Source organism: Pseudomonas sp. GV047, assembly GCF_003058245.1.
GTDB lineage: Bacteria > Pseudomonadota > Gammaproteobacteria > Pseudomonadales > Pseudomonadaceae > Aquipseudomonas > Aquipseudomonas marginalis.
In genome coordinates this window covers 8795-13826 of record NZ_QCWA01000025.1, presented here as the reverse complement: position 1 = coordinate 13826, position 5032 = coordinate 8795, and the positions used below count along the sequence as shown (strand labels likewise).

The 5032-nt window shown below is 54.1% G+C and carries 5 protein-coding genes; all 5 read left to right on the top strand.

What is annotated here, in order from left to right:
- The coding region (locus C8K58_RS31860) for an ABC transporter permease (RefSeq protein ID WP_108574907.1) at positions 1 to 787 on the top strand (787 nt) is incomplete at its 5' end.
- Positions 784 to 1659 carry an ABC transporter permease gene (locus C8K58_RS31855; protein ID WP_108574903.1) on the top strand — a complete coding sequence of 292 codons (876 nt, stop codon included), beginning with the start codon at positions 784 to 786 and terminating at the stop codon, positions 1657 to 1659. The genes C8K58_RS31860 and C8K58_RS31855, both read left to right, overlap by 4 nt.
- Positions 1656 to 2651, top strand: coding sequence for an ABC transporter ATP-binding protein (locus C8K58_RS31850; protein ID WP_108574902.1), 996 nt, complete (start codon positions 1656 to 1658; stop codon positions 2649 to 2651). Before C8K58_RS31855 ends, C8K58_RS31850 begins: the two co-directional genes overlap by 4 nt.
- Positions 2648 to 3634, top strand: coding sequence for an ABC transporter ATP-binding protein (locus tag C8K58_RS31845; protein ID WP_054092787.1), 987 nt, complete (start codon positions 2648 to 2650; stop codon positions 3632 to 3634). The genes C8K58_RS31850 and C8K58_RS31845 overlap by 4 nt, the downstream gene beginning before the upstream one ends.
- Positions 3635 to 3934: 300 nt before the next feature.
- Complete coding sequence (locus tag C8K58_RS31840; RefSeq protein WP_108574901.1) at positions 3935 to 4993, top strand: ornithine cyclodeaminase; 1059 nt, start codon at positions 3935 to 3937, stop codon at positions 4991 to 4993.
- The last annotated feature ends 39 nt before the right edge of the window (positions 4994 to 5032 follow it).

Sequence of the window (5032 nt, the reverse complement as noted above, 5' to 3'; positions counted from 1 at the left end):
AGCGCAACTAGGCTTGGACCAGCCAACGCAAGTGCAATATCTGCACTTTCTTGGCGACATGCTTACGGGGAATTTCGGGGTATCAATGTCCACTGGCAGAACTGTGCTGCAGGAAGTAGCACTGGTGTTGCCATGGACCATTCAGTTGACCTTAGCCTCGATCTTTATAGGTGTGCTGTTTGGGTTGCCGCTGGGGATCTGGGCGGCTCTGCGCCGCAACTCTTGGCCCGATTACTTAGGCCGCGTGCTATCGCTCATCGGCTTGTCATTTCCCTCATTTGTGTCGGGAATCCTGATGTTGTTGGTATTCGCGATCCAGTTGCGCTGGTTTCCAGTGATAGGAAACGCGTCAGACGGGGGGTGGACAGCGCAGCTGCGAAGCCTGGCACTGCCGGCGTTCAATCTTGGACTCATCATGACGGCCTATGTGATGCGTGTCACACGCTCATCCATGTTGGGTGTGATGGGAGAAGACTATGTGCGTACTGCGAAAGCAAAGGGGGTACGGCCTCTGCGACTGGTACTCCGACACGGTTTGCGTAATGCGCTAATTCCTATCGTAACGGTGGTAGGGCTTTACTTCGGAACACTGATCGGCAACTCCGTACTGACCGAGATTGTGTTCAACCGCCCTGGCTTGGGCAAGCTGATTCTGGGCGCGCTAAACGCACGCGATTACACCTTGTTGCAAGGGCTCATGGTGGTGTTCGCGTCCTGCGTAATAGTAGTCAATCTGTTAACCGACCTGGTGTATGGGTGGGTGGATCCAAGGGTGAAATATCAATGAGCGCTGTAGCCGCCGTACCTGTAGCCGCTAGGCCTAATGCCATATGGCACGCCTTGCGCAAGAACCCATTATCTTGGATAGGCATCGGGCTGTTGTTGTTGATCGTGCTTGTAGCGGTATTCGCCCCGTGGGTGGCGCCGCACGATCCGTTGCAGCAGAACATTGCATTTCGACTTGAACCACCATCCGCAGAGTTTCTATTGGGTACCGACACCTATGGTCGCGATGTCCTTTCGCGGCTTATCTACGGCGCGCGCGTGTCGTTGCTGGTGGGTTTCGTTGCTGTGCTGATTGCCATGATCATCGGATCATCGCTGGGAATCCTAGCAGGGTATGTAGGGGGAATGGTCGACCGGTGCATCATGGGATTGGTGGACGTGTTGCTGTCCTTTCCCACGTTGCTGCTGGGTCTAATGGTCGCCGCGATGTTAGGAGCCAGTCTGGAAAACCTGATCATCGCGATCGCGATTACTGAGGTCGCTCCGTTCGTACGGGTGGCACGGGCACCGACAATCGCAATAAAGCAACGCGAGTTTGTTGAGGCCGGGCGTGCATTGGGGTTTGGTCCGATGCGGTTGATGGGCGTGCACATCCTGCCAAACATGATCTCCGATGTGGTGGTGTTGGGTTCATTGTGGATGGCGTCTGCGATACGCACGGAAGCGTCTTTGAGCTTCATCGGCCTTGGTGTGCCACCACCTGCAGCAACTTGGGGCAGCATGATCCGTGAGGGGTTTGAAAACATTTTAGATGCCTGGTGGCTGACCGTGTTCCCAAGCTTCGCGATTCTGTTGACCGTTCTGGCACTTAACTTGTTGGGTGACGCGTTACGGGACGCCATTGATCCAAAAATGAGATCGGAGCGCTCATGAGCACACAAGAAGCTGTATTGGAACTGCGCAACCTGCGCACCGAATTCTGTATCGGCGGAGCATGGCATTCGGCCGTGCGTGATGTATCGCTAACGGTAGGCAAGAACGAAACCCTCGCGGTGGTGGGCGAGTCGGGCAGCGGCAAAAGCGTGACGGCACTGTCCATTCTGCGTTTGTTGCCCGAAGGAGTTACGCGTCATGGAGGTGGTCAGATCCTGCTAGAAGGCCGCGACCTCGCGCCGATTACAGAAAAACAAATGGCTATGCTGCGTGGCGACGCCATTGCGATGATTTTTCAGGAACCGATGACATCGCTGAACCCCACCATGACGGTGGGTGACCAAATTGCCGAAGCCATACGCCAACATCGATCCATCTCATGGAAGGATGCTCGTGCGCTAGCCCTAGAGGCATTGGAGGAGGTCAGGATTCCGGCAGCGGCGGAGCGATTCAGCCAGTACCCACATCAGTTTTCAGGCGGCATGCGTCAGCGCGTCATGATCGCGATGGCGTTAGCCTGCAAACCCCAAGTTTTGTTGGCCGATGAGCCCACTACTGCTCTGGATGTGACAATTCAGGCGCAGATTCTTAGCCTGCTGTCGGAGTTAAAGCAGGCACACGGCATGGCCGTGCTTTTCATCACACATAACTTGGGCGTGGTGGCACAGATCGCGGACCGAGTCGCGGTGATGTATGCGGGTGAGGTAGTCGAGACTGCGGATGTGGAGACCTTATTCGCGCGACCTATGCACCCCTATACCGAAGCCTTGCTGCGCGCCATGCCACGAGTGGATTTGGATACCGCGGTTCTGGAACCAATACCTGGGAGCGTTCCGGCTATCACCGCTATGCCGCTTGGTTGTGCGTATGCATCGCGATGCCCATTACGCGAGGCTCGTTGCGAGACCACCGCGCCAACGTTGGAGCCCGTCAGTCACTCGCATCAAGTGCGTTGCCTGGTACGTGCCGAACCATACAAGGGGCAGTCATGAGTGATATTTTGCAAGTAAAAAATCTGATAAAGCGGTTCGAGAGTGGTGGTGGCTTTCTAGGTGGAAAGAAGACCATTGTCCGAGCGGTGAATGACGTATCGTTCAGCGTTGCGCGTGGTCAGTCTGTAGGCCTGGTTGGTGAATCTGGCTGTGGTAAGTCCACTGTGGCAAGAACGTTGTTGCGGCTTGTCGAGCCTGATGAGGGCAGTATCATTTTCGATGGTGTTGAACTTCGCAAGGCAAGCGCCTCGCAGATGCGCGCGTTACGCCAGCGCATACAGATTGTATTTCAGGATCCGTACGCATCATTGAATCCGCGTCGGACGGTTCGGCAGTCCTTGGCAGAGCCGCTTTATGTGCATCGATTGGGTTCGGCAAGCCAGATTGAAGCCAAGATACAAAGCACAATTCAGGAAGTGGGGCTCCCAGTATCAGCTTTGGATCGGTATCCGCATGAGTTTTCAGGTGGGCAACGGCAGCGCATCGGAATCGCGCGTGCGCTGGTCCTTGATCCAGAGTTAATTATCGCAGATGAGCCGGTATCGGCACTTGATGTGTCGGTGCAGGCTCAGATACTGCAATTGCTGGACAGGTTGAAGCGGGAGCGGGGATTGTCCTTTGTGTTTGTCTCCCACGATTTGGGCGTTATCCGACATTTTTGCGACACGGTCTGCGTGATGTATCTGGGGCGGATCATTGAGCAGGGGGTTACGCAGCAGGTGCTGGATGCGCCGATGCACCCGTACAGCCGGATTTTGCGCGATTCTTCGCCAGTGCCGGATCCTAAAGCGCGTATACGGCTGTCGAAGATCAGTGGAGAAATCCCTTCGCCGACAAGCCTGCCACCTGGTTGCACTTTCCATCCGCGGTGTTCCCGAGCAAAACCTAACTGCTCTAAACAACTACCCCCCTTGGATGCCAAGCGACCAGGACGTGCAGTGGCCTGCTTTTATCCAATTATGGAGAACGGAGTAACTGCATGAAGATGTTTCTTCGTTTACTTTGATCCAAATGTAGACCATTTGGAACCGCATTAGGAGGGGGCTATCGCAGGGCTCCTCCCATTGCGGGAATGTGAAGTTTTACTGGGTTTCATAACTTGTGCATCTCCTAGTTAAAACTAGAGCATGAATGACGAGTCCGCTCGGCTGTGGGTTGTGAGTTCAAGGAAGTAGTTACGCATGCAGTCCGGTCAGTGCTCAAAGTAACGCATTGGTGATAAAGAATGCCCGCCGCTATTAGCTGCTTGGTGTTTGGTTTTAAACTTTAGAATATGGTGCTCCATGACTAGATATATCGATGTGACCGACTTGTCGAAATTGGTCCAGGTTAAAGGCGTGTTGCCCTGCCTGGCCGAGATGGCTGAGTATATCCATGAAGACTACTTACGCTGGGCCGACTTTGAAAAGTGCGCCCGCCTGGCCAACCATTCACCCGACGGCGTCATTGAATTGATGCCTATTTCTGACGCGGCTTTATACGCCTTCAAATACGTTAACGGTCATCCTAAAAATACCTTGAATGGAATGCTGACGGTGATGGCGTTTGGCGCCTTGAGCGACGTCGAAACCGGAGCGCCGTTACTGCTCAGTGAAATGACCCTAATCACTGCGATCCGCACCGCTGCTACCTCTGCACTCGCCGCACGATATATGGCTCGACCTAACAGTCGGCGCATGGCGCTGATTGGAAACGGCTCGCAGAGCGAGTTCCAGGCTTTGGCCTTTTATCATCTGCTTGGTATCGATCAAGTTCATATTTATGACATCGATCCAGCAGCAACCACCAAACTGGCTGCTAACCTCCGAGCATGGACTGGGATTACTGTACATATCGCCGATTCCGTCGCCGAGGCGGTACGCGGCGCTGACGTTGTAACCACGGTAACCGCCGATAAAACTTATGCGACTATCTTGACGCCAGACATGATCGAACCCGGTATGCATCTCAATGCTGTAGGAGGTGATTGCCCAGGAAAAACTGAAATACATCGCGATATTGTAGAGCGAGCGCGGGTGGTGGTTGAGTACGAACCCCAAAGCCGGGTCGAAGGCGAAATCCAGCAGCTGCCAGCCGATTCACCGGTCACACATTTGTGGGAAGTGATCAACGGGCAGGCTAGTGGCCGCGAGAGCGCCGCACAGATTACGTTGTTCGACTCCGTTGGCTTTGCGCTGGAAGATTACTCGGCGCTGCGCTACGTGCTTGATGTCGCCAAGGTTCTGAATATCGGTTCGGATATTCAATTGGTGCCGCACTTGGAGAATCCCAAAGACTTGTTCTCCTTACTCATGACCGATATTGCGGCCAAAAGGAAACCTAAAATACAACACCAAAGATAGTCCTAAAAAAGGTGTTGGGCGTAGGGTTGATCCGCCAGA

Excerpts from the sequence above, each read along its gene's own strand:
- C8K58_RS31855 (WP_108574903.1), top strand. The coding sequence starts at position 784 with ATGAGCGCTGTAGCCGCCGTACCTGTAGCCGCTAGGCCTAATGCCATA.
- C8K58_RS31850 (WP_108574902.1), top strand. The coding sequence starts at position 1,656 with ATGAGCACACAAGAAGCTGTATTGGAACTGCGCAACCTGCGCACCGAA.
- C8K58_RS31845 (WP_054092787.1), top strand. The coding sequence starts at position 2,648 with ATGAGTGATATTTTGCAAGTAAAAAATCTGATAAAGCGGTTCGAGAGT.
- C8K58_RS31840 (WP_108574901.1), top strand. The coding sequence starts at position 3,935 with ATGACTAGATATATCGATGTGACCGACTTGTCGAAATTGGTCCAGGTT.